Source organism: Paucibacter sp. XJ19-41 (assembly GCF_028462495.1).
In the GTDB taxonomy this organism is placed as follows: domain Bacteria; phylum Pseudomonadota; class Gammaproteobacteria; order Burkholderiales; family Burkholderiaceae_C; genus Roseateles_E.
The window spans coordinates 1-3,534 of sequence record NZ_JAQOWX010000219.1; the positions used below are offsets into that span (position 1 = coordinate 1).

A 3,534-nucleotide genomic window follows, 5' to 3' on the forward strand; every position below is an offset into this window, starting at 1 on the left:
AGGCGCTGGCAGCCGGCCTGGGCTTCGGACAGGCGGCCGCGCAACTGCAGCAGTGCGGCGCGGTTCAGCTCGGCCTGGGCCTGGATGGTCGGCGAGGTGCCGGGCGTGGCCAGCAGCGCATCGAGATCGGCCAGCGCCGCGTCGAAGCGGTGCTGGCTTTGCGCAATCGTCGCGCGCAACAGCCTCACCGGGGCCGGTGGCACCGCCTGGCTCCACCAGGGCGCAAGCGCGGCCTGGGCCAGGCCGAGCTCGCGCGGGTCGCCCAGCGCTCGCGACCGGGCGATGGCCTCGCGCGCCAGTTGCAGCGCCAGCGGCAGGTTGGCCGGGGCCGCGCCCAGCTGGTCCCGCAGGCGGCGCTGCTCGGCGCCGAGGCGCTTGGGCAGTCGCTCCACCAGCTCGGTGTCGCTGGCCGGGGTGTAGGGCTGGTCGGCAGCGGCCGGCAGGGCCAGGCAGCACAGCAAGAACAGTGTGATACGCATGACCCTGCCCCCGGCTCAGCCGAGCGAGACCGGCTCGTCGGTCTCGCTGCTGGGCGGCACCGACACATTGTCGGCACCCAGCGGCTCGGCGCTGTCACTGGCGGTCTGGCTCTGCTCGATGGCGAACTGCGTGAAGCTGGCCGACGAGGCCAGCGCGCTGTCCGGCACCTGGGCCGGGCCGGCCGGCGGCGGCACGATGACCACGTCCTCATGATCGCTGCCTCCGCAGGCGCTCAACAACGCGCCGGCCAGCAAGCCGGGCAGAATTGTCTTGTTGAAGGTTCTCATGGCCTGCTCCTTACTTGGTGCCGCCGACCGGCGTGAACAGATAGGGGAAGCCAGCCAGCAGCGGTGCCGTGGCCTGGTCGACCGCGTCGTGCAGCTTCAGCGCGGTGGCGCCCAGCGGCACATTCGAGGGCTTGCAGTCGGCACCGAAGCCCAGCGCATTGGTATCGCCATTGGCCATGCACAGGCCGCCCATCACCGCGATCAGCGAGACATCGACCACATCGTCCTTGGGGCGGCGGCCGTTCGGGAAGCCGGCCAGATCGTTGCCGCCGGCCAGGATGTTGCCGACCACGCCGAGCCGGTTCTGCTGCGCAAACGGCACCGGCGCGATCGCGGTGTTGAGCCGCAGCATCTCCGAGGCCACCACAGTGGCGGGCTGGTTGACGCCCTTGATGCCGGTCAGAAAGGTCGTGACCAGATCGGTGCGCGGCAGGTTCTTCGGCGCGGTGCCGGGCAGGGCCAGCGCGATCTCCAGCAGGGCCGGCAGGCTGGGGTTCGTCACATAGGTGGCGAACTGGCCATCGTCCTTGGGTTTGGCGCTGTTGAAACGGTCCTTGTCGGGCAGGCCGATGACCACCTCGTTGACCAGGGGCATGCCCAGGCGCGACACCTGCACCCAGGCGCCACCGGCCTTCTCCGTGCTCTGGTGGCCGGGTTTCGGGCTCGGGTCGAGCACGCGGGCCTGGCGCAGGCTGGCCGTGGTCCAGCCGCCGATCACGGTCTCGGTGCCGGCGGTCAGGCAGCTCTTGTGCAGCTCCAGCGCCAGGGTCGTGACGTTCTTGTCGGCTATGGTGTTCTTGACCGCGCCGATCAGCGTCGGGTCGGTGATCACGCCGACCGGCGCATTGACCAGGTCGAAGATGGTCCCGAGATTGACCGCGAACGGGTCCTTGCGCTGGCCGACGAAGACCTTGCCCGGCATCGCACAGCCGGGGATGTTGATGCTGTGCACATGCTTGCCGGCATAGGCGGCGTAGTCGGGGATGGTCTTGACGCCGATGTTGTCGACCGGCTTGTCGAAACTGGTGCCGCCACCGCTGGCATTGCTGACGGCCTGGCGGCTGCCGCTGCGGCGGTCGCCGCGCACGATGTCTATCGTGTAGCTCTCGTTCAGATTGAGCGTGGCGGCGCGCGGCTCGCTGACCGCACCGGCCTGTATCAGCGGGATCGCGACGTTCTTGTCGCCGATCGGCAGGCTGACGCTATTGAGCTTGTTCTTGAAGCGGAACTGGAAGCTGAGGTCTTCCTTGGCGTCGCCGTTGTTGTCGATATGGATCTCGTAAAGCGCGTTCGGATCGAGCGAGAAATAGTTCGGGCCGCCGTAGGCATCCTGCAGCGGCAGGTAGTTGGCGATCACGGTCACATAGTCGCTGCGGCCGGCCTCGTAGCTGGCGAACATATAGAAGTCGCTGGCATCGACCTTGGGCACGGTCGTGATGAAAGGGGCTTCGCGGTGGCTGGAGGCTTGGGCGCCGCCGGCCAACAACAGGCCGACGGCCAGCGCGATCAAGGTGGCGCGCGGGCGCACCTGGGATGAGGCTTTGCATTGCATGAGGCGTCTCCGGATGGCGGTTGGCCCAATGCCAACCTGCTGTCCTTACGCCCCGCATCCCTGATCGGATGCAGCCGCTATCCAATTTCCTAGGGGGAGCCCTGCCGCTTCAACGCCGCTCCACCACCACCGGCTGCAGCGCCAGCGCCTGGCGCACCCGCTCGGCCGCCTGGCGCGCGTCCTCGCGCGTCGGGTAGGGGCCGGCCTGCAGGCGGTGCAGCGCGCGGTCCTTGAAGACGGCCAGCAACGGGGCCATCCAGTCGGCCTCCTTCAGCAGCTGCTGCCGAAAGGACTCGGCCCCGGCCAGCTGCGAGAACGCGCCGAGCTGCACCCAGAAGCCGGGCGCGGCCACCGTGCGTATCTGCGGCAGCGGGGCCTCGTCGGCCAGCAGCGCGGCGGGGTCGGTGGTGGGTACGGCGGTGGCAGCGGGCACAGCGGCCGGTGGCACTGCCGCGACGCTGGCCGTGGTGCTCAGCGCCGGCGCGCCGCTGGCCTCGCTGGCCACATAGACGGGCGGCGGCTCGACCGGCGCGGCGGGCTCGCTGCCGCGCATCCAGGCGCCGGTGCGGATGTCCTCATAGGTCAGCCGCTCCAGCTCGACCGCACCGACCCCGCGCAGCAGGTCCAGCTTCAGCGCGGCGGTGTAGCTGAGGTCGATGATGCGGCCGCGGTGGAAGGGGCCGCGGTCGTTGACCCTGACGATGATCTCGCGGCCGTTCTTCGGATTGCGCACCCGCGCATAGCTGGGGATGGGCATGGTCGGATGCGCGGCCGTCATCGCATACATGTTGTAGATCTCGCCGCTGGCGGTNGCTGAGGTCGATGATGCGGCCGCGGTGGAAGGGGCCGCGGTCGTTGACCCTGACGATGATCTCGCGGCCGTTCTTCGGATTGCGCACCCGCGCATAGCTGGGGATGGGCATGGTCGGATGCGCGGCCGTCATCGCATACATGTTGTAGATCTCGCCGCTGGCGGTCGGCCGGCCATGGAACTTGCGGCCATACCAGGAGGCCAGGCCACGCTCGATCAGCGGCTCGTCGCCGGCCATCGGCTCGTAGCGCTGGCCCAGCACCTCGTAGGGCTTGTTGGGCCCGCCCTTGCGGATGTTCTCCAGCTTGGGCGCCGCATCGGGCACCTTGTGCAGATCGGGCGGGATCACCGCATCGGGGCCGTCGCGGGCCGGCCAGCCGCCGGCCGGCGGCGTCGGTCGCGGG

The 3,534-nt window shown here is 69.6% G+C and carries 2 protein-coding genes and 2 pseudogenes; all 4 read right to left on the reverse strand.

The features are described from left to right. Window positions 1–479 (reverse strand): annotated as a pseudogene (locus PO768_RS28135) (hypothetical protein); the annotation flags it as partial. A 15-nt stretch (window positions 480–494) separates the two neighbouring features. Next, complete coding sequence (locus tag PO768_RS28140; RefSeq protein WP_272648693.1) at window positions 495–767, reverse strand: hypothetical protein; 273 nt, start codon at window positions 765–767, stop codon at window positions 495–497. A 10-nt stretch (window positions 768–777) separates the two neighbouring features. Then, the gene (locus tag PO768_RS28145; protein WP_272648694.1) at window positions 778–2,319 is read right to left on the reverse strand and encodes a DUF4331 domain-containing protein; all 1,542 of its coding nucleotides are present in this window, start codon (window positions 2,317–2,319) and stop codon (window positions 778–780) included. A gap of 109 nt (window positions 2,320–2,428) precedes the next feature. Beyond that, window positions 2,429–3,534: pseudogene (locus PO768_RS29385) on the reverse strand (septal ring lytic transglycosylase RlpA family protein); the annotation flags it as partial.

What these genes read in the sequence shown, in the direction of transcription:
- PO768_RS28145 (WP_272648694.1), bottom strand. Translation starts at nt 2,319, where the DNA reads ATGCAATGCAAAGCCTCATCCCAGGTGCGCCCGCGCGCCACCTTGATC.
- PO768_RS28140 (WP_272648693.1), bottom strand. Translation starts at nt 767, where the DNA reads ATGAGAACCTTCAACAAGACAATTCTGCCCGGCTTGCTGGCCGGCGCG.